The sequence below is a fragment of the Xanthomonas axonopodis pv. maculifoliigardeniae genome, assembly GCF_041519315.1.
Classification (GTDB): Bacteria; Pseudomonadota; Gammaproteobacteria; order Xanthomonadales; family Xanthomonadaceae; genus Xanthomonas; species Xanthomonas euvesicatoria.
This window is the reverse complement of sequence record NZ_CP167998.1, coordinates 484,875-503,884: the sequence shown is the minus strand read 5'-3', so window position 1 is coordinate 503,884 and position 19,010 is coordinate 484,875. Positions and strand designations below refer to the sequence as shown.

Here is a 19,010-nt window from a genome sequence, read left to right as displayed (position 1 = left end):
GCTGCGGTGCAGGACAGCGTTTTGCTTCGCCGTCCTTAACATGGCAACTCATATCATTTGAAACTTCTTGATGAAGGTGTCGTCGCAATGAGCGTAGCCGCGCAGTTCCAGATCGACTATCTGCAATACATGGACGCGGACGGCCAATGGGTCCGCGACGACCTTCCGGCCGACGCCGCCAACCCGCAACAACTGCTCGCCCTGTTCAAGCGCATGTTGTTCGTGCGCACCTTCGACACCAAGTCGGTGGCCTTGCAGCGCACCGGCAAGCTGGGCACCTACGCGGCCTGCATCGGCCACGAGGCCACGCATGTGGGCATCGGCGCTTCGATGCGCAGCGGCGATGTGTTCGCGCCCAGCTACCGCGAATACGGCACCATGTTCGAACGCGGCGTGCGCCCGCGCGATGTGCTGCTGTACTGGGGCGGCGACGAGCGCGGCAGCGACTATCCGCGCGATGCCGATGCGGCGATCGACTTCCCGATCTGCGTGCCCATTTCCACCCAGTGCCTGCACGCGGCCGGTTCGGCGCTGTCGTTCAAGCTGCAGGGCAAACCGCAGGTTGCGGTGGCCTGCTGCGGCGACGGTGGCAGCTCCAAGACCGACTTCTATGCCGCACTCAATTCGGCCGGCGCCTACAAGCTGCCGCTGATCCTGTGCGTGATCAACAACGGCTGGGCGATCTCGGTGCCGCGCTCGGCGCAGACCGGCGCGCAGACGCTTGCGCAGAAGGGCCTGGCCGGCGGCCTGCAGTGCCTGCAGGTGGACGGCAACGATCTGGTTGCCGTGCTCGAAGCCATGCGTCAGGCACGCGTGCGCGCACTGGCCGGCGATGGCGGCACGGTGATCGAGTTTTTGACCTATCGCCTGTCCGACCACACCACCGCCGACGACGCGCGGCGCTATCGCGGCGAAGAAGAGGTCAAGCAGGGCTGGGCGCGCGAACCGCTGCTGCGCCTGCGCCGCTACCTCACCGCGCAAGGCCTGTGGGACGCCGCCCAGGAAGACGCCTGGAAGGCCGAATGCAGCGCGCGCGTGGACGAAGAGGTCAACGCCTATCTCAACACGCCGGTGCAGCCGGTCGAAGCGATGTTCGATTACCTCTACGGCGACCCGCCGGCCGAGTTGCTGGCACAGCGCGCCGAGGTGATGGCGCTGGAGTCGCGCCATGGATGAGCTCACCCATGTGCCTGCCGACACCTCCCAGCACGCCAGTGCCCCCTACAACGCTGCGGCAACGCGCGGAGAGATCGCCATGAGTTCGCCCATCACCCTGATCGAAGCCATCACCCAGGCGCTAGCCTGGGAGCTGGAACACGACCCCGCGGTACTGGTGCTGGGCGAGGATGTCGGCGTCAACGGTGGCGTGTTTCGTGCCACCGCCGGCCTGCAGCAACGCTTCGGCAGCGACCGCGTGCTGGACACGCCGCTGGACGAAACCACCATCGCCGGGCTGAGCGTCGGGCTGGCCGCGCAAGGCATGAAGCCGGTGGCCGAAGCGCAGTTCGACGGCTTCGTGTATCCGATGGTCGACCATCTGATCTGCCACGCCGCCCGCCTGCGCAACCGCACCCGTGGCCGCCTGCATTGCCCGATGGTGCTGCGCGTGCCGTGGGGCGGTGGCATCCGCGCGCCGGAACATCACAGCGAAGCCAACGAAGCCATCTTCACCAACGTACCGGGCCTGCGCGTGGTGCTGCCGTCCTCGCCGCAGCGCGCCTATGGCCTGCTGCTGGCCGCCATCCGCGACCCGGATCCGGTCATCTACATGGAGCCCAAGCGCATCTATCGCCAGTACAAGGAAGTGGTGGCCAACGACGGGCAAGCGCTGCCGCTGGATGTGTGCTTCGTGCTGCGCGACGGCACCGATGTCACCCTGGTGACCTGGGGCGCGCAGGTGAAAGAGGCACTGGAGGCGGCCGACAAACTCGCTGGCGAAGGCATCAGCGCCGAAGTTATCGACGTGGCCACGTTGCGCCCGCTGGACTTCGACACCATCGCCGAATCGGTGGCCAAGACCGGCCGCTGCGTGATCGTGCAGGAAGCCCCGCGCAGCGCCGGTTTCGGTGCGGAAATCGCCGCGCGCCTGGCCGAACAGTCGATGTACGACCTGGTGGCGCCGGTGGAACGCGTCACCGGTTACGACACGCATATCCCGCTGTTCCGGCTGGAAATGAAGTTCCTGCCGAGCGTGGAGCGCATCGTCGCCGCGGCACGTCGCGCGGTGGCTGCCGGCTGATATGCGCGCCCGTCTGCTTTGCGACCATCGCGCCGCCTACGCCAACCCGGTCCGCTTCCAGGCAGGCCAGCAGGTTGGCGTGGGCGTGCGCGACGAAGAATGGCCGGCGTTTGCCTGGGTCACGACCGATAGCGGACGCGCCGGTTGGGCGCCGCTGGCCTGGTTGCGCCCGCTGGGGGACGGCCGGGCCGAAGCCCTGCGCGATTACGACGCACGCGAACTCGATGCCCAGACAGGCGAGGACGTGTTGCTGCATCACGAACACGGTGGCTGGTGGTGGTCCGAACGTGCCGACGGCACGCAGGGCTGGCTGCCGGCCGCCGACCTTGAACTCCTCGACGACACCACGCCGCAGCTGCCGGCCGCGCAAGAGAACCTGCCATGAGCGACAACAAGAATTTCCACCTGCCCGACCTGGGCGAAGGCCTGCCCGACGCCACCATCGTGGAATGGTTCGTCAAGGAGGGCGACACCGTGCGCCTGGACGACCCGTTGGTGTCGATGGAAACCGCCAAGGCGGTGGTCGAGGTGCCCTCGCCGTTTTCCGGGACCGTGGTCAAGCTCGCCGGCGCCGCCGGCGATGTGATCGTGACCGGCTCGGTGCTGGCGCAGTTCGCGCTGGATGCCTCGCAGCCGCAACGCGCCGACGGCCAGGACACCGGCCATTCGCATGGCCCGGCGCCGACGCACGCACCCACGCCCAGCACCGGCGACAGCGCGACTGGGCACACCACGCGCGTGGTGGCCTCCGATAACGGCGGCGAAATTGCCGATGCCGATGCTGGCGATGGCAGCAGCGATCGCGACGATGCCGGCACCGTGGTCGGCGCGATGCAGAGCTCCAACGCCGTGCAGAGCGAGCAGGCCATTACCGTCGGCGGCGTGCGCGCCATGCCGGTGGTGCGCGCGCTGGCGCGCAAGCTGCGTGTGGACCTGGCACAGGTGCGCGCTACCGGCCCGGACGGCACGGTCACGCTGGCAGACGTAAAGCAGGCAGCGGCCGCCGGTACCGCGCAGCCCTCACCCGGCGCGCACGGCGCGCCGACCTCTCCTGCCCGCGGGCGAGGTGGTCCGATCGATGACGGTGGGAGAGCTGCTGGGATCGCTGCCGACGGCAGGGATCGACCCGCAACAGCACCCCTTCTTCCGCCTGCGGGAGAAGGTGCCCGCAGGGCGGACGAGGGCAACGCCCGCTCCACGCTGTCGGCCAGCGGCAAGCCGATGCGCACCCAGTCGCCCGGCATCAGCGCCAAGGGCCAACCCGAGCAACTCAAGGGCGTGCGCCGCAACATGGCACGTGTGATGGCCGATGCACACACCAAGGTGGTGCCGACCACGCTCAACGACGATGCCGATCTGCACGCCTGGCAGCCCGGTAACGATGTCACCGTGCGTCTGGTGCGCGGCATCGTGCGCGCCTGCCAGGCGGTGCCCGCACTCAATGCCTGGTTCGACGGCGACGCACTCAGCCGCACCCTGCACCACCAAGTCGACATCGGCATTGCCGTGGATACCGAAGAAGGCTTGTTCGTGCCGGCGTTGCGCAACGCCGACATGCTGGATGCGCATGGCATTCGCGAAGGCGTCAACCGGCTGCGCCAGCAGGTGGAAAGCCGCAGCATCGCCGCGTCCGAACTGAGCGGCTACACCATCTCGCTGTCCAACTTCGGCATGTTTGCCGGCCGCTACGCCACGCCGGTGGTGGTGCCGCCCTGCGTGGCGATCGTGGCCGCCGGCCGCGCGCGCTACCAACTCACCCCGGTGATGGGCGGAGTGGAAACGCACAAGGTGATGCCGCTGTCGCTGACCTTCGATCACCGCGCCGCCACCGGCGGTGAAGCGGCGCGCTTCCTGCGCGCCTTGCTGGACGATCTGGCGTTGACCAACTGAGCACTGTCTTTTTTGCCATGTAGCACGATGTGCGTCACCGTGACAGCGGCAACATTGGCCGCTGTCCGATGCACATGCTGCACCGGCCCGGAACACTCATTCACGCCGATGTGCGCCTTCATCCCGAGATACCACACTTGCCCTCTCGGCGTGATGCATCTCAGGGTCGCGCGCGTGATCGGCACTTTTGGTCGAACCGGGCGTAGCGATCCGCGTCGCATCGACGATCGTCCGGGGACGTAGACTCTGGCCCTTGCGCGTCAGAGGCGCGTTGACCGCTTCCAGCAACACCATGGGCCTCCAGCAAGCGTCGATGTCGACTCCCCGTAAACTTGATCCAGCCATAACTAGAGGTCTCCGGGCACACTAGCCATCAAGGAGACCACCAATGCGCAAGAGCAAGTTCACCGATAGCCAGATCGTCGCCACGCTGAAGCAGGTCGAGGGTGGCCGCCAAGTCAAGGATGTGTGTCGTGAGCTAGGGATTTCCGATGCGACGTACTACGTCTGGAAATCCAAGTACGGCGGCATGGAGGCCGCTGATGTGCAGCGCCTTCGCGACCTGGAGACCGAGCACAACAAGCTCAAACGCATGTACGCCGAGCTGGCGATGGAAAACCATGCATTGAAGGATGTCATCGCAAAAAAACTGTAGACCCGGCGCACAAGCGCCCGCTTCTGGCCTGGCTCATCGAGCAGCATGGCTGGAGCGAGCGCCGGGCCTGTTCGGTGGTTGGCGTGGCGCGCTCGACGATGCGCTATCAGCGTCGTCCCGATCGGGATGATGAGGTTATCGCGCTGTTGTCCGAGTTGGCCGAGCGTTTTCCTGAGCGTGGATTTGGAAAACTTTTTCAAATCATCCGCCGTCGCGGACATGTGTGGAACCACAAGAGGGTCTGGCGCGTGTATTGCCTGATGAAGCTCAATCAACGTCGTCGCAGCAGGCGCCGGGTACCGACGCGTCATCCACAGCCGCTGGCCTGCGGTGATCGACCCAATGCTGGATGGTCGATCGACTTCATGTCCGATGCGTTATGGGACGGTCGGCGTTTTCGCACGTTCAATGTCATCGACGATTTCAGTCGGGAAGCCTTGGCGATCGAAGTGGACCTGAATCTTCCGGCCGCCCGCGTCATCCGCACGTTGGAACGCATCGCAGCTTGGCGCGGCTATCCGAACAAGCTACGTTTGGACAACGGGCCGGAATTTGTCGCGCTGGCCTTGTCCGAGTGGGCCGAGCGTAAGGGCATCGCCTTGGACTTCATTGAACCGGGGCGTCCGATGCAGAACGGTTTTATCGAACGCTTCAACGGCAGCTACAGGCGCGGCGTGCTGGACATGCATCTCTTCCGCACGCTGAGCGAGGTCCGCGAACAGACCGAACACTGGCTTGCCGACTACAACCAACAGATCCCGCACGACAGCCTGGGCGGACTAACGCCCGCTGAGTTCCGTGATCAACATCAACCGCAGACCTCTAGTTTTAGCTGGCATTGAATTGCGGGGAGTCGACAACAGGCGCAGCTCCCCATAGCCTGACCCACCCCGGGAGACCGGGCCACGGCCAAGGCGAAGTCGCATTGGACGCAGCAGACCTCGGGTCGACACACCGGTTGTTGCCACTGCCGCTTGGCGGCGCCACGCGCGGCTAGCGCACCTGCACTTCGTTTCGGCATGCACGCCGTCGACAATGCGCGGATAATCGCGCGATGTCACTGAAAGCAGATTTGCTGTCGCTACAGCTACAGCCCGTGTTCGAGTCCGCGCTCGCCAGGGCCGGTGTGCGTGCGCTCACGCCGATCCAGGTCGCGATGATTCCGCCGATGCTGGCCGCACGCGACCTGATCGCCACCGCGCAGACCGGCTCGGGCAAGACCCTGGCATATGCCTTGCCGCTGCTGCAGCAGCGCCTGCAGGCGCCGGAACAGGCCCCGCGCGTGCTGGGCGGGCTGATCCTGGTACCGACGCGTGAGCTGGTCGCGCAGGTCGCGCAGACCCTGCTGTCGCTAGCCGCCGCCTTGCCGCGACGGCTGAAGATCGTCGCCGCCACCGGCGGTGAAGCCATCAATCCGCAGCTGATGGCCTTGCGCGGTGGCGCCGACATCGTCATCGCCACCCCGGGGCGGCTGCTGGACCTGGTGACGCACAATGCGCTGCGCCTCTCGCAGGTAAGCACGCTGGTGCTGGACGAAGCCGATCGCCTGCTCGACCTGGGCTTTGGCGCCGAGCTCGATCGCATCCTGGCCTTGCTGCCGGCGCAGCGGCAAAGCGTGCTGGTCTCGGCCACCTTCCCAGCCGCCATCGCGTCGCTGGCCAAGCGTCGCCTGCGCGATCCGTTGCGCATCACCCTCGACGCCACGCCCGAACAGGCACCGGCGATCGCGCAACGCGCCATCGCAGTGGATGCCGGCCAACGTACGCAGCTGCTGCGTCACCTGCTGCTGGAATACGGATGGCCGCAACTGCTGGTCTTCGTCGCCAGCCGCCACAGCGCCGACAAGGTTGCCGAGAAACTGAGCAAGACCGGCATCGCCGCCTTGCCGCTGCACGGCGAATTGAGCCAGGGCCGCCGCGAACGCACGCTGCGCGCCTTCAAACAGGCGGACGTGCAGGTGCTGGTGGCCACCGACCTGGCCGGGCGCGGCATCGACATCGACGCCTTGCCGGCCGTGCTTAATTACGACCTGCCCCGCTCCACTGTCGACTACACCCACCGCATCGGCCGCACCGCACGCGCCGGTGCCAGCGGCGTGGCGATCAGCTTCGTCACGGCAGACAGCGCCCAGCAGTGGCGGCTGATCGAAAAACGCCAGGGCCTGCGCGTGCCGACCAGCGTGATCGAAGGGTTCGAGCCAACTCCGGTCCAGGCGCCTGCCCCCGACCATGCGCCCGGCGCAGCGGTGCGTGCAGCGGATGACAACGGCGGCATCAAGGGCAAGCGGCCGAGCAAGAAGGACAAATTACGTGCCGCGGCGCAGGCGCAGGCTGGCAAGCCGGGCTGAGAGTAGCGAACGCATCGTCGCGAGCAGTCCTAGCACCGGCGCGTGATGACTGCGCCCACACCGCCGCACTGCAGCGCGGGCTGGCCTGGCAACCGCCCGCCTCGGCAGCCGAACGCGCTCAGCATGCCTAAGCCGCAACCGCCCAGCAAAACGCGCTGGCGCAACAGCGTCGGCCAGCCACGGCCCGCTCGAACCGCTGCGTCCGAGCGGCAAGTGCCCGCTACCAAGCACCAGCAGGGTTGGCCGATGGCAGCGTCCCCGTCGCTCCGCCAACAAGGGCGCTCGCCAGCGTTAAGGCACCGCAGGCCTCCTGCACCCCTGCCAGTTGCCATCCGCAACGCACGAGGCCTGGCTCGTCCATGCGATGCGGTCGACAATCCGCCAGCAACTGCTCGTCCCGTAGCGGTGCGCCGCCGACGGGACGACGATCAAACCTCAGTCCTGCTCGAAATCCAGTTCGCCATCACCGAACGCATGATCGCTCTGCGCGCGCGGCGTGCGCTTGCCCGGCTTGCGCAGGATTTCGACGAAGAACTGCTCGCCACCGTCGGCGACGAGTGCGTTGATCGAGCGGATCAGCTCGGCCGGCGGCAGTGCCACGGCACTGGCTTCATCCACACCGAAGCGCATATCGAAGTCCCAGTAGTCCGCGCCAGCCGGCAGCTCCTTGCGGCGCTCGCGGCGGATGTACTTGCGGATATCGTGCTTGCTGGATTCCAGCAGACGATCGCGGTTCTTGCCTTCGAGGTTGAGCTGGTAGGTCTTGCGCATGGCGACATCGGTGGTGGGGACTGGCCGCCTATTGTGAGGCCAAGGCGGCATCCTCGGTGAATCCAGCATCAAGTGGCGCTGCAGAACCGCCAAATGGCGGCATGCGCGCCTGGACTGACGCAATCGCGCCGTACGGCCCAACCCCTGCGTTCCCGGCCGCATCGACGCCCTGACGCATCTCACCGCAGCCCGAGCTGTTTGCGCAGGCTGCCGTCCACCGCGCTGGCGGGCAGGAACCGGCGCAGCTTGCTCAGCAGCGATGCCTGCCCGGCGGGTGTGCGGCGCATGCGCCACCTGCCCAGGGCCGCCTCCACCACGTTGGCGGCCACGCCATGCGGTTCCGGCGCGGTGTCGATACTGTGCGTGACTGCCCGCGCCACCACGCCACGCTCGCGGTCGTAATCGGCAATGGTGGCCTGCACCACCGGCGAATTGCTGCCCAGGCTGGTTTTCGTATACGCAGGCTCCACCAGCGTCACGCGAATGCCGAATTGACGCAGCTCGTGATCCAGCGTTTCCGACAGCCCTTCCACCGCATGTTTGGAGGCGGCATACACACCCATGTACGGCGCCGGCAGGAACCCCAGCACCGAGCTGACATTGACGATGCGGCCCTGGCCGCGTGCGCGCATGTGCGGCAGCACGGCCTGCACGGTGCGCAGGATGCCGAGTAGGTTGATGTCGAATAATGCGGCCGCTTCGTCGACGCTGGTTTCTTCAATGGCACCGACAAGATTGGTGCCTGCGTTGTTGACCAGTACATCGATGCGGCCCGCGCGGGCGATGATGCCATCGGCCGCACGCTGCACCGAAGCGGCATCGCGGATATCCATTTCCACCAGCTCCACGGCCGTCAACGGTGTGGCACCGGCCAGGTGACGCACGCTGCCGTAAACGAGGCAGCCGGCTCGGGCGAAGTGTTCTGCGGCGGCACGGCCAATGCCGGACGACACGCCCGTGATCAGCACAACGGTCTGCTGTTGCATTGCGGTTCCTTCAATCAAGAGAAAGACATCGGCGATACGCGTGCGGCCTGCAGGGCATGCGTTCGGAAGGTGGTGACGATGGCGCACGACATTGCGCTGCGACGGCACCGTGGCCACCGTCGCAGAAGTGCTTCATGCAGGCCGGGCAATGTCCGGTGCGTTATTCCCTTTGCCGGGATCGGGCCGGATCTTGAACCAGATCGAATACATCGCCGGCAGGAACACCAGGGTCAACACGGTGCCGGCCAACGTGCCGCCGATCAGCGTGTAGGCCAAGGTGCCCCAGAACACGGAATGGGTGAGTGGAATGAATGCCAGGATCGCCGCCAGTGCCGTCAGAATCACCGGACGCGCACGCTGCACGGTGGCTTCCACCAACGCATGGAACGGATCCAGACCCTCGGCTTCGTTGTGATGGATCTGTCCGATCAGGATCAGCGTGTTGCGCATCAGGATGCCCGACAGCGCAATCAATCCCACCAGCGCATTGATGCCGAACGGCTGCTGGAACAGGATCAAGGTCGGCACCACGCCGATCAGGCCGAGCGGGCTGGTGAGAAACACCATCACCATCGCCGAGATCGAGCGCACCTGCAGGATGATGATGAGCAACGTGGCCGCCAGCATGATGGGGAACAGCGGCAGCATCGCGGCGGTGGCCTTGCCGGACTCCTCGATGGAGCCGGCCTCCTTGATCTGATATCCGCTGGGCAGTTTGTCGATGATCGGCTGCAGCTGCCTGGTGATCGCAGCCGAGACATCCGGCGGCTGCAGCGTGTCGTCGACATCGCCGCCCACCGTGATGGTCGGCACGCGATCGCGGCGCCGCATCACCGGCTCTTCCATCCGCACATCCACCTTACCTACCTGCGACAGCGGGACGCGTTGGCCGTTGCCGCCGGCCAGGGTGAAGTCGGCGATGCGTGCCGGATCCAGACGGGTATCGCCGGCCGACCGCGCCACCACCTGCACGCTGCGGATATCCTCGCGCACCAGCGTGGTCGGCACGCCGCTGAGCAGGAACTGCAACTGCTGGGCGACCGCGGCCGAGGTCAGCCCCACCGCCTGCAGGCGATCCTGGTCCAGGCTGAAATGCAGGGTCGGTGTGCGCACGCCCCAGTCGGTATTGACGGTGCGCAGCATCGGGCTGTCCTGCATCACCTGCATGACCTGCGCAGCGATGCCGCGCAGCACCGTCGGGTCCGGACCGCTCACCCGGTAGGCGACCGGAAACTTCGAATACGGGCCGAAGGTCAATTGCGTCACGCGCACGCGCGCTTCCGGTGCCAGGCCTTGCGCGATCGCCTCACGCAAGCGCAGCTTCAGCGCATCGCGCTCGTGCTGGTCGTCGGTGCGCACCACGATCTTGGAGAACGAGGGGTCCGGCAGTTCCGGACCCATCGCCAGGAAAAAGCGCGGCGCGCCCTGACCGATGTAGGCGGTCACGATCTTTGCTTCCTTCTGCTTGGACAGCCAGGCTTCCACCTTGGCGGCCGCCGTGCTGGTCTGGTTGATCGAGGTGCCGTACGGCAGCTGCACTTCCACCAGCACTTCGGGCCGGTCGGAGATCGGGAAGAACTGCTTCTTGACCATGCCCATGCCCACGACCGCCAGCACGAACAGCCCCACCACGGACCCTGCGACCAGCCACTTGCGGGCAATGACGCGACCCAGCGCCTGGCGGAAGCGGTTGTAGCGCGGCGTGTTGTAGATCGCTGCGTGGCCGCCTTCGACCTTCTTCAGGTCGGGAAGCATCTTCACGCCCAGATACGGCGTGAACACGACCGCCACCACCCACGACACGATCAACGCAATGCCCACGATCCAGAACATGTTGCTGGTGTATTCGCCGGCAGTGGAAGCAGCAAATCCGTTCGGCATGAAGCCCACCGCGGTGACCAGGGTGCCGGACAACATCGGTGCGGCGGTGTGGCTCCAGGCATACGCCGAGGCGGCAACGCGGCTATAGCCTTCTTCCATCTTCACCACCATCATCTCGATGGCGATGATGGCATCGTCGACCAGCAAGCCCAGCCCCAGGATCAACGAGCCCAGCGTGATTCGGTCGAAATTCTTGCCCGTCGCCAGCATCACCACGAACACTGCTGCCAGCGTCAGCGGCACGGCTGCCGCCACCACGATGCCCACGCGCCAGCCCATGCTGACGAAGCACACCAGCATCACCACCAGCAACGCGACGAAAAACTTGGTCATGAACTCGCCGACCGACGCATCGATGTTGACGGCCTGGTCGGTGACCTTGCTCAGACGCATGCCCAGCGGCAGTTCGGCATTGATCGCCCCCACTTCGGCGTCGAGCGATTTGCCCAGATCCAGGCCATTCCAGCCATCGCGCATGATGATGCCCAGCAACAATGCCGGTTCGCCGCCGCTGCGGATCATGAAGGTGGACGGATCTTCGTAGCCGCGTTTAACGGTGGCGATATCGGACAATTTCAGCGTGCGGCCCTGCACGACCAACGGGGTGTCGCGGATCTTCTGCAGGCTGTCGAGCGCACCATCCAGGCGAATGAACACCTGTGGCCCGCGCGTTTCCACCGAGCCGGCCGCATTCAACGCGTTTTGCGCGTTGAGTGCGGCAAACACGTCCTGCGGACTGACCCCCAGCGTGGCCAGACGCTCATGCGAGAACTCGACAAAGATGCGCTCGGGTTGCTCGCCGATGATGTTGACCTTCTTGACGCCCGGCACGTGCAGGATGCGCTGGCGCAGGGTCTCGGCATCGCGTGCCAGCAAGCGCTGCGGCTCGCCCTTTGCCTTGAGCGCGAACAGCGCAAAGGTGACGTCGGCATATTCGTCGTTGATCAGCGGCCCGATCACGCCGGCCGGCAAGTTGGCCACTTCATCGCCGGCCTTCTTGCGCGCCTGATAGAACTGCTCCTGCACCTCCCCAGGCGGGGTACTGTCCATCAAGGTCAGCGTCGTAAACGCAAGACCCGGACGCGTGTAGGTTTCGGTACGGTCGTACCAGCGCAATTCCTGCATGCGCTTTTCGAGTTTCTCGGCCACCTGGTCCTGCATTTCCTGCGGCGTGGCACCGGGCCAGGCGGTCACGATCGTCATCACCTTGATGGTGAATGCCGGGTCTTCGGCACGACCGAGCTTGAGAAACGCCACCAGGCCGGCCAGCGAGATCAGGAAGATCAGAAACAGCGTGATGGAGCGCTCGCGCACGGCAAGCGCCGAGAGATTGAACCGGCCCTCGCTCACGGCTGCGCTCCTGCCGCCTTGGCGGTGCTGCCAGCAGTGGCCGCGCTGCTACCGGCCACGCCTTCGCCGGCAATGCGTACCTGCTCGCCTTCGCGCAACAGATGCGCCCCCAACGCCACGATGCGCTCGCCGCGTGCCAGCTTGCCGGCCACGTTGGCGTGGTCATCGTCCAGGCCCAGCACCGTCACCGGCCGCCAGCTCACCCTGGTCGGGTTGCCGGCAATCACCCACACGCCCGGCCCCTTGCCGGCGTCGAACAGCGCGGCCAGCGGTACCTGCAGGCCGGCCTGGTTCCCGGAGGCGGTGCCGCCGGGGACGCGCACGCTGACCGTGGTGCCGAGCGGTGCCTGTGCGAGCGCGCCGTCCAGCACGTAGCGTGCCTCGAAGGTGCGGGTGAGCCGGTCGGCGCTCTCGGACAGCTGGCGCAAGGTGGCCGGCACGGTGACGGCGGCGTTGCCGAACAGCGTGGCTTGGGCCACCGAGCCGACCTGCGGGCGCAGAGTTTCCGGCAGCTGGATCACCGCTTCGCGCGGGCCGGCGTGCGCCAGCCGCACCACCGGCTGCCCGGCCGCAACCACCTGGCCCGGCTCGACCAGCGTTTCCATCACCACGCCGTCGGCGTCGGCCGCCAGGTCGGTGTAGCGGTTGGCGTTGCGCGCCACGTCAGCCTGGGCCTGGGCGGCGCTCAGCTGCGCCCTGGCCGCATCGGCGGCGGCCTTGATCTGGTCGTAGGCCGAAGCCGAGATGGCGCCGGTACCGCGCAGGTCGCGGTACCGGGCTTCATCTTCGGCGGTCTGCTGCGCCCGGGCGCGCGCGGCGGCCACCGTGTCCTGCTGCGCACGCGCAGCCAGTTGCAGATCCACCGGGTCGATACGCATCAGCGGTTGCCCGCGCTTGACGCTCTGCCCGGCATCGACCAGCCGCTCGGACACCTTGCCGGCCACCCGGAACCCCAGGTCGCTCTGCACGCGCGCCGCTACCGTGCCGGAGAAGGTGCGCACCGCAGCGCTGGCATCCCCAGCCGTGGCAACCCGCACCCGCGGCGCGGCGGTCCGTGGATCGGGCTGCGCCTTGCCGCCGCAGGCGCTCAGCGCCAGCGGCAAGACACAGAGGAAGGTAAAGGCGACAAGGCGGCGGCGACGCATGGCAATCCCGGAGCGATCGGATGAAGGCTCGCATCCTGATACTTGTGACTAAATCAGTCAATAGTCACAAACATTTTTTACGGCGACAGGCTTCGCAATACCAGGCTGGACAACAGCAGCGGCACATCGCCGGCATGATCCAGGCTGTGCTGCAGCAGCACCGGATTGATGTATGGGCGCATCACCAGATAGGTGGCCTGGGTCAGTTCGTCCAGCGGCGTCTTGCGCTCGAAGTCACCGTTCTGGCGCCCTTGCACCAGAATGTCCTGCAGCAGTGCCTGGATGTGGCCCTCGTACGCAATGACGGGCGGCCAGCGCTCGGTCGCGGCCGACGTGGCGATCTCGTACAACTTGCGCTCGCGCGAGTACAGCCGCAGGCTCGCCTCGATAATCGCCTTGAAAAGGCTACGCAATTTCTCTGGCGGCGACGCCGCGGCAGACACCGCAGCCAGCACCTCGGCCTCGATCTCCCCCAGGCAATGCGAGCAGATCATCTCGCCGATGGCCTGCTTGGATTCGAAGAACTTGTAGATGTAGGCCTTGGAAAAACCGATCTCCCTTGCCAGGTCGGACACGGCCGTCTTTTCGTAGCCGTAGCGGCTGAAATGCTCGGTGGCGGCCACCACGATCTGGTCGCGAACGTCATGGTCGGCCGGGCCGCGGCCCGACACGGGATAGTTGGATGCTTTGCTCATCGCGACAGCTTAGCGCCGTCGTTGCCGACTTACAAAAGTGACTATTTCGTATTATAGTCACTTACCACTCGTCATTCCGGCCCCGCCCATGTCGTCACTCCGCACCCTCGCAGTGTTCGTTGCCGCCAGCCTCGTCACAGGTTGCGCGGTTGGTCCCGACTACGCCCGGCCGGAGGTGCCGCTGCCGGACCGCTACATCGGCCAAGCGGATATCGCGCAGCGCCAGGCCGCAGTGCCAGCCGACCTGTCGACCTGGTGGGACGGCTTCAACGATCCCGACCTGAGCCGCTACGTCAATGCGGCGCTGGCGCAAAACCTGGACCTGGCCCAGGCCGGCGCACGCGTGGCCCAGGCGCGCGCCGGGCTGAGTGCCGCCACCGCGGCGCTACTGCCGGCCGGCAACATCAGCGGCAGCGCCACGCGTGCCTACCAATCGCTGGAAACCCCATTGGGCCAGGTGCTCAGCAGCACGCCCAGCTTCGACCGCCATGCCAGCGTGTACGAAGCCAACCTGGGCGCCAGCTGGGAGCTGGATCTGTTCGGGGGCCTGCGCCGCGGCCGTCAGGCGGCATTGGCCGATTACCAGGCCACCGAAGCCGGCGCCGCGGCCACCCGTCTGGCGGTGGCCGCGCAGACCGCCGATATCTACATCAGCGTCCGCGGCTTGCAGGCGCGGCTGGACGTGGCGCAGCGCCAGGTCGCCACCCAGCAAGGGCTGGTTTCGATGGTGACGCTGCTGCACGGCAAAGGCCTTGCCGCCGAACTGCAGTTGCAGCAGGCCCAGGGCGCGCTCGCGCAGGCGCAGGCCGGCGTACCCGGCCTGGAAGCAGGCCTGGTTGCGGCAATGAACGCGCTGGACGTGATGCTTGGCGTGCCGCCCGGCACGCACCGTGCCGAGCTGTCGGCGACCAAACCCATTCCGCCAGCCCCCCAGATCGCCGACAGCGGCACCCCCGGCGACCTGCTACGGCGCCGGCCCGACCTGATCGTGGCCGAGCGTCGGCTGGCCGCCTCCAATGCGCGTATCGGCGTGGCGATGGCCGAGTACTACCCCAAGTTTTCGCTGAGCGGCCTGCTTGGCAGCGCCACCGCCATCTCCGGTGCGAACCTGTTTACCGGCGACGCCGCGCAGTCGTCCGGCGTACTCGGCCTGCGCTGGCGGCTGTTCGACTTCGGCCGCATCAACGCACAGATCGCACAGGCCAAAGGCCAGCAAGCCGAACAATTGGCGGCTTATCGCCTTGCGGTATTGCGCGCCACCGAAGACGTCGAAAACGCATTCACCGCACTGATCAAACGTGAGCAGCAGGCAGCGGTGCTGACGCAGGGCGTGGATGCACTCGGCAAGGCACGCGGCGCCTCTGCGCTGGCCTACGAAAAAGGCACGGTGAGCCTGATCGAAGTGCTCAACGCCGACGACAGCCTGCTACGCGCCTCCGACGCGCAGGTGCAGGCGCGTACCGACGCGGCGCGCAGCGCGGTTGCGACCTTCAAGGCGCTGGGCGGCGGTTGGCAGGCCGGCGGTGCGGGTCCTGCTGCGATCGCTGTCGCCGTGGACAGCAACCGTCACCGAGACGACACGACAGCAACTAAGTGAATGACACGCCACGCTGACGTTGATGGGCGTCTGCGCAGGTGGCACGCCACCGCTACCGATGTCGCCGGCTACACGCAACCGCAAGAGCTGGCCGACAGGGTCAGCAAACGGCTTGTCAGCCGTGCTCAATCGGCATGGAAGCGCACGCCTGCATTAATCTTGCATTGATACGCCAGCACCGGCCCGCGTTGCTGCAGGCCCGGCAAGTCGTACATGTAGGTGGTGAAGCGCAGCGTGTCATCCGGGCGCAGCTGGTAGCGCATGAATTGCTGGATCGGCTTGCCGTCGTTGGCCACGGTAAAATGCGCATCGGAAAAGGCCACGGTACCGTCGGCGGTGATGCGATAGGCGTCGATGTGGCGGCCGCCGCGGGTCTGCGTGGCCGGCGTGCCTTCTTCGGGCGTGCAACGTGCAAGGTCGGTGCTCACACTGACGTCGTAGCCGGCGTCCAGGGCAGCGAGAACTTCGGCGCGGTTGTTCAGCGATTCGGTGGCCAGGGCAGGCAGCGCACACGCGCACAGCGTGGCGAACAGCGCGGCAGGAACAAGACGTGGCATGGCGGACTCCAGGCGGGGAAATGGATGCGACGGCCTGGGCTTGCATGCGCCCAGGACCGCCAACATGACCCAGTTCGGCCTGCATGAGCGCGCGGCACTACGCATCGCGCGGCATGAGTGCGCTCGCCGGCGGACGCCGCGCACAGATCCAGAGGCCGGCCATCACTGCGCATGCGCGGGCGGCGCGATGCGCAGGTCGAGATCGTCAAAGATCTCGTCAATTGCCACATCTACAACCGCGCGTTGACCTCGCGCGGCACGTGCTCGGGCATGGGCTGTAACGCCGGCGTTGCGCCCAGCAACAAGCGGTCGGCCAATGCACGCGTGGCCACGCGCAACTCGGGCACGGCGGTGATTTCCCAATAACGCCCCCGCAAGAGCGGCCCGACGCAATACAGTCCCGGCACGATCTGACCGGCGCTGTCGCGGACGCGCAACTGCGCATCGGTGTCCACGCCCAGGCCCAAGGGATCGGCCCGCAACAGACCGGCTTCGCGCATGCCGGCGATCAGGGGATCGCTGGTGCGATCGATGTCGGTATCCAGCCCGGTAGCGCGAATTACCGCATCGTAATGACCGGTCTGCGCGTCGGCAGCACCACGCGGGCGGATCACCGCCTCTACGCCATCTGGCACCCAGCGCGCCCGCAGCAAGCGCGCAGAGACGATCTGCAACTGGCCAGATGCCTGCAATTGCGCCAGCTGTTCGGCCGCACCGGGCGCCACGCGATGGCGGGCCACTTCCCAGTACGGGCGCAGGTGCCGCAAAAAGCGTGCACGCTGGGGAAGTTCCAGGCGCTGCCACAGCGGCTGCAGATGCGGGCGCAGCGCGTCCACCACGCGACGCCAATCGTCGACCACCGCACTGAGCTGACGCACTCCGCGCAGCAGGCCACGCAGGTCGGCGTCCTTGAGCGCACGCTGCAGATGCGGCGGCAATTCCAATGGCGCGCCGGGCTGGCGCAGATGCGCCTGCGGTGCCAGTCCGCGCCGCGAAATCGCCAGCAGGCGGCCGCGATGCCCTCGTGTGTGCAAGGTCAGCGCCACGTCCACCATGGTCAACCCGGTACCGACGATCAGCACATCGTCGTCCGGCGACAGCCGCGCCAATGCGTCGCCCTGCCACGGCCACCCGATGTAACGCGGATGCACGCTCAAGCGCGGGCCGATACCCGCCAGCGCCTGCGGTTGCAGTGCGCCGACCGCCAGCACCACGCGATCGCTCTGGAAGGCATCGCCATTGGCCAGAAACACGCGGAACCCCTTGCGCACGCGCTCCACCGCCACCGCTTCCTGCGACAGCCGCATGACCGACGCCTGCGCACTGCTCACTGCTGCATCCAGTTCGCTGCGCAGATAGTCGCCGTACGCCAGCCGCGGCAGGAATTCCAGCCGCCCGCTCTCGCCCAGGTGCAGGGTGTCGGCGAACGCGCCGGGGGCCTGCGCGTCGATGCCCAGATCCTTGGCACGCACGTTGAGCAGATGCTCTGGTCGCGCTGCGCCGTAGGCGATCCCGCTGCCAAAGGTGTCGGCCACGCCGACCAGGGTGATGCGTACCTGCGCATCGGCCGTCTGCGCCAGTGCACGGACCAGCGCGGTGCCGCAGAAGCCGGCGCCGATCACGGTGATATGGGTTTCCATGTGCAAATCCCGCTGAATGACCCGCACGTTGTGCCCGCAGCGCGCCGCCGATGTGTAAACGTTTGGTTAGCGCCGAGCAAGCAAAAACGCATGAGCTGATCGCCGGCAGTGATGAGGCAGGCGGGGCATGCAGCGCCGATCGTCCATGGCAGCGATATGACAGCGGTCGCCACCGTACGTGGTGATGCCGCGTGCGTTGCGCATGGCTGTTTTCTGCGGCGCTGCGCAATGCGGCGATGCAAACGGCTGAGGCCAATGGTCCGGTGCAGCGCAAACATGCAGGGCGATCGTCGTCCGTGCCGCACTTGCGATACGCGTGGCGACCCCGTGGCCCGCGGCTATCGGATAATACGACCATCCAAACCGAGCAGCCGCCATGTCAAACACCGCAGTTCGTCCGCAACGCGTGCTGATCGCTGGCGGCAGCCGTGGCATTGGCCTGGCGATCGCAGAAGGCTTCGTGCGTCATGGCGCGCAGGTTTCGATCTGCGCACGCAATGCCGCCGGTCTTGCACACGCTGCAGACGCACTGGCAGCGCATGGCACCCCGGTGCATACACTGCCTTGCGACCTGGCAGACGCCACGCAGATCGATGCCTACGTGCACGCTGCAGCACAAGCGCTGGGCGGTCTGGACGTAGTCATCAACAACGCCTCCGGCTTTGGCCATGGCAACGACGATGCAAGCTGGCAGGCGGGCCTGGATGTCGACCTGATGGCCGCAGTGCGCTGCAACCGCGCCGCGTTGCCGTATCTGCGCCGCAGCGCGGCTGCGGTGATCCTCAACATCAGTTCGATCAATGCGCAACGCCCCACCCCGCGCGCGATCGCCTACTCCACCGCCAAGGCCGCGCTCGATTACTACACCACCACCCTGGCTGCAGAGCTGGCGCGCGAGCGCATCCGCGTCAATGCCATCTCGCCTGGCTCAATCGAATTTCCAGGTGGTCTGTGGGACAAACGCAGCCGCGAGGAGCCGGAGCTCTACGCACGCATCCGCGACAGCATCCCGTTCGGCGGCTTCGGACAGGTGCAGCATGTTGCCGATGCCGCGTTGTTTCTGGCATCGCCACAGGCGAGTTGGATCACCGGGCAAGTGTTGGCCGTGGATGGCGGGCAGTCGCTGGGCGTGTAAGCACCATCTCTGCTGACGGAGATACCGATCGGCTGCTCGCGGACTCGTAGGAGCGTGCCTGCGCGCGACCCAGCTGCATCGGTAACGCGTCCTCGCGCGCAGTCACGCTCGACGACACGGTG

General features: G+C 66.5%; 15 protein-coding genes and 1 pseudogene. 8 read left to right on the top strand and 8 right to left on the bottom strand.

Annotated elements, in window-relative coordinates; all coding sequences use genetic code 11:
- The first annotated feature begins 87 nt into the window (after nt 1-87).
- Genes pdhA through ACDH77_RS02160 form a run of 4 tightly spaced genes read left to right on the top strand, consistent with a single transcriptional unit; the run spans nt 88 to nt 4,129 of the window.
- Nucleotides 88-1,176 (top strand): pyruvate dehydrogenase (acetyl-transferring) E1 component subunit alpha, encoded by a 1,089-nt coding sequence (gene pdhA / locus ACDH77_RS02175; RefSeq protein ID WP_008575531.1) that lies wholly within the window; start codon nt 88-90, stop codon nt 1,174-1,176.
- Complete coding sequence (locus ACDH77_RS02170) at nt 1,169-2,239, top strand: alpha-ketoacid dehydrogenase subunit beta (RefSeq protein ID WP_008575529.1); 1,071 nt, start codon at nt 1,169-1,171, stop codon at nt 2,237-2,239. The genes pdhA and ACDH77_RS02170 overlap by 8 nt, the downstream gene beginning before the upstream one ends.
- Before the next feature lies 1 nt (nt 2,240).
- Entirely contained in the window at nt 2,241-2,624 is a 384-nt protein-coding gene (locus ACDH77_RS02165; protein WP_008575527.1) for an SH3 domain-containing protein, read from the top strand.
- On the top strand, nt 2,621-4,129 hold the full coding sequence (locus ACDH77_RS02160; protein WP_008575524.1) for a dihydrolipoamide acetyltransferase family protein: 1,509 nt from the start codon (nt 2,621-2,623) through the stop codon (nt 4,127-4,129). Before ACDH77_RS02165 ends, ACDH77_RS02160 begins: the two co-directional genes overlap by 4 nt.
- Before the next feature lie 2 nt (nt 4,130-4,131).
- Here the strand turns inward: ACDH77_RS02160 and ACDH77_RS02155 are convergent.
- A pseudogene (locus tag ACDH77_RS02155) lies at nt 4,132-4,442 on the bottom strand (transposase); the annotation flags it as partial.
- 75 nt (nt 4,443-4,517) lie between these two features.
- Between ACDH77_RS02155 and ACDH77_RS02150 the strand changes: the two are divergent.
- Both ACDH77_RS02150 and ACDH77_RS02145 read left to right on the top strand, forming a co-directional pair.
- A protein-coding gene (locus ACDH77_RS02150; protein WP_087944180.1) for an IS3-like element ISXca2 family transposase occupies nt 4,518-5,626 on the top strand; the annotation gives its coding sequence in 2 pieces (ribosomal slippage) (nt 4,518-4,770 and nt 4,770-5,626; 1,110 coding nt in all).
- Between the two features lie 212 nt (nt 5,627-5,838).
- Complete coding sequence (locus ACDH77_RS02145; protein ID WP_109291297.1) at nt 5,839-7,131, top strand: DEAD/DEAH box helicase; 1,293 nt, start codon at nt 5,839-5,841, stop codon at nt 7,129-7,131.
- Between the two features lie 435 nt (nt 7,132-7,566).
- Here ACDH77_RS02145 and ACDH77_RS02140 read toward each other — a convergent pair whose 3' ends face one another.
- The 5 genes from ACDH77_RS02140 to ACDH77_RS02120 all read right to left on the bottom strand — a co-directional run bounded on the left by ACDH77_RS02140 (nt 7,567) and on the right by ACDH77_RS02120 (nt 13,959).
- Nucleotides 7,567-7,902, bottom strand: coding sequence for a DUF6172 family protein (locus tag ACDH77_RS02140; RefSeq protein WP_109291299.1), 336 nt, complete (start codon nt 7,900-7,902; stop codon nt 7,567-7,569).
- Between the two features lie 179 nt (nt 7,903-8,081).
- The gene (locus ACDH77_RS02135) at nt 8,082-9,005 is read right to left on the bottom strand and encodes an oxidoreductase (RefSeq protein ID WP_218489138.1); all 924 of its coding nucleotides are present in this window, start codon (nt 9,003-9,005) and stop codon (nt 8,082-8,084) included.
- Nucleotides 9,006-9,020: 15 nt separating this feature from the next.
- Nucleotides 9,021-12,119 carry an efflux RND transporter permease subunit gene (locus tag ACDH77_RS02130; protein ID WP_218489137.1) on the bottom strand — a complete coding sequence of 1,033 codons (3,099 nt, stop codon included), beginning with the start codon at nt 12,117-12,119 and terminating at the stop codon, nt 9,021-9,023.
- Complete coding sequence (locus ACDH77_RS02125) at nt 12,116-13,264, bottom strand: efflux RND transporter periplasmic adaptor subunit (RefSeq protein WP_014089164.1); 1,149 nt, start codon at nt 13,262-13,264, stop codon at nt 12,116-12,118. Before ACDH77_RS02125 ends, ACDH77_RS02130 begins: the two co-directional genes overlap by 4 nt.
- 77 nt (nt 13,265-13,341) lie before the next feature.
- Nucleotides 13,342-13,959: a TetR/AcrR family transcriptional regulator gene (locus tag ACDH77_RS02120; protein ID WP_008575513.1), complete on the bottom strand. Its 618-nt coding sequence runs from the start codon at nt 13,957-13,959 to the stop codon at nt 13,342-13,344.
- 88 nt (nt 13,960-14,047) lie between these two features.
- Here ACDH77_RS02120 and ACDH77_RS02115 point away from each other — a divergent pair, with 88 nt between their 5' ends.
- Nucleotides 14,048-15,556 carry an efflux transporter outer membrane subunit gene (locus ACDH77_RS02115; protein ID WP_372353701.1) on the top strand — a complete coding sequence of 503 codons (1,509 nt, stop codon included), beginning with the start codon at nt 14,048-14,050 and terminating at the stop codon, nt 15,554-15,556.
- 125 nt (nt 15,557-15,681) lie between these two features.
- On the opposite strand, the gene ACDH77_RS02110 is transcribed toward ACDH77_RS02115, so the two are convergent.
- Entirely contained in the window at nt 15,682-16,113 is a 432-nt protein-coding gene (locus ACDH77_RS02110) for a VirK family protein (protein ID WP_003486419.1), read from the bottom strand.
- Between the two features lie 230 nt (nt 16,114-16,343).
- Nucleotides 16,344-17,753 carry an FAD/NAD(P)-binding protein gene (locus tag ACDH77_RS02105; protein ID WP_071118540.1) on the bottom strand — a complete coding sequence of 470 codons (1,410 nt, stop codon included), beginning with the start codon at nt 17,751-17,753 and terminating at the stop codon, nt 16,344-16,346.
- 376 nt (nt 17,754-18,129) lie between these two features.
- Between ACDH77_RS02105 and ACDH77_RS02100 the strand changes: the two genes are divergently transcribed.
- Complete coding sequence (locus tag ACDH77_RS02100; protein ID WP_011346127.1) at nt 18,130-18,888, top strand: SDR family NAD(P)-dependent oxidoreductase; 759 nt, start codon at nt 18,130-18,132, stop codon at nt 18,886-18,888.
- Nucleotides 18,889-19,010: the final 122 nt, after the last annotated feature.

Coding starts and splice junctions, on each gene's coding strand:
- ACDH77_RS02125 (WP_014089164.1), bottom strand. CDS start 13,264: ATGCGTCGCCGCCGCCTTGTCGCCTTTACCTTCCTCTGTGTCTTGCCG.
- ACDH77_RS02100 (WP_011346127.1), top strand. CDS start 18,130: ATGTCAAACACCGCAGTTCGTCCGCAACGCGTGCTGATCGCTGGCGGC.
- ACDH77_RS02145 (WP_109291297.1), top strand. CDS start 5,839: ATGTCACTGAAAGCAGATTTGCTGTCGCTACAGCTACAGCCCGTGTTC.
- pdhA (WP_008575531.1), top strand. CDS start 88: ATGAGCGTAGCCGCGCAGTTCCAGATCGACTATCTGCAATACATGGAC.
- ACDH77_RS02140 (WP_109291299.1), bottom strand. CDS start 7,902: ATGCGCAAGACCTACCAGCTCAACCTCGAAGGCAAGAACCGCGATCGT.
- ACDH77_RS02105 (WP_071118540.1), bottom strand. CDS start 17,753: ATGGAAACCCATATCACCGTGATCGGCGCCGGCTTCTGCGGCACCGCG.
- ACDH77_RS02115 (WP_372353701.1), top strand. CDS start 14,048: ATGTCGTCACTCCGCACCCTCGCAGTGTTCGTTGCCGCCAGCCTCGTC.
- ACDH77_RS02120 (WP_008575513.1), bottom strand. CDS start 13,959: ATGAGCAAAGCATCCAACTATCCCGTGTCGGGCCGCGGCCCGGCCGAC.
- ACDH77_RS02110 (WP_003486419.1), bottom strand. CDS start 16,113: ATGCCACGTCTTGTTCCTGCCGCGCTGTTCGCCACGCTGTGCGCGTGT.
- ACDH77_RS02160 (WP_008575524.1), top strand. CDS start 2,621: ATGAGCGACAACAAGAATTTCCACCTGCCCGACCTGGGCGAAGGCCTG.
- ACDH77_RS02170 (WP_008575529.1), top strand. CDS start 1,169: ATGGATGAGCTCACCCATGTGCCTGCCGACACCTCCCAGCACGCCAGT.
- ACDH77_RS02165 (WP_008575527.1), top strand. CDS start 2,241: ATGCGCGCCCGTCTGCTTTGCGACCATCGCGCCGCCTACGCCAACCCG.